The organism is Streptomyces sp. AC627_RSS907 (assembly GCF_019049165.1).
Map to the genome: position 1 here is coordinate 1 of NZ_JAGMUE010000896.1, position 634 is coordinate 634.

Genomic DNA, 634 nt, shown 5'->3' on the forward strand with positions numbered 1-634 from the left:
CGCGGTCCGGCTGCTCCGCGAGGCGGCGGCCGGCGTGAAGATCCCCAACCTGGTACGCGGCACGGTCAGCCGCGACTTCGCCCCCAACGCGACGATCGGCAAGCTGATCGAGGGCCTGGTGCGAGCCAGCCGCACGGTGTGGGGCGACAGCGAGCGGTACTCCGACCACCTCACCGCCCTGGCCGAGTTCTACTCCCAGGGTTACCCGCCGCACTTCGAGGGCCTGTGGGAGAGCCAGCCCCGGCTGACCAGCCTCCCCGGCTACCCCTTCGGCACGGAGCACTACTGGGCGTCCGCCGCCCCGGGCAGCGCCCTGGCCGTCACCTCCCAGGACTCCCGCCTCCATCCGCTGGTGCACGAGCACACGTCGGACGGCAACGTCATCCACCGGTTCAGCTCGAAGTTCTCCGGCCGCGAAGCCTTTCTGAACGACCTGCTGATTCCCATCGAGAACACCACTCGCTGAGCAGCGGCACTTTTAGCAGGAGGAATCGATCCCCATGTTTGACGGTATGGACGCCTCGCGTGTCAAGGTGCTGCCCGAGGCCGCTCAGCTTGAGATGGTGCGGGCTGCCGCCACCCTGGCCGCCGAGGAGCGCGGGGACGCGGGGGCGGTCGTCCGCCTGACCCAGGT

General features: G+C 69.6%; 1 protein-coding gene. It reads left to right on the forward strand.

The window, feature by feature from the left end; translation table 11 throughout:
* Positions 1-466: hypothetical protein (locus KUM32_RS39325; RefSeq protein ID WP_217146543.1), on the forward strand; the 466-nt coding region annotated here is incomplete at its 5' end.
* Positions 467-634: the final 168 nt, after the last annotated feature.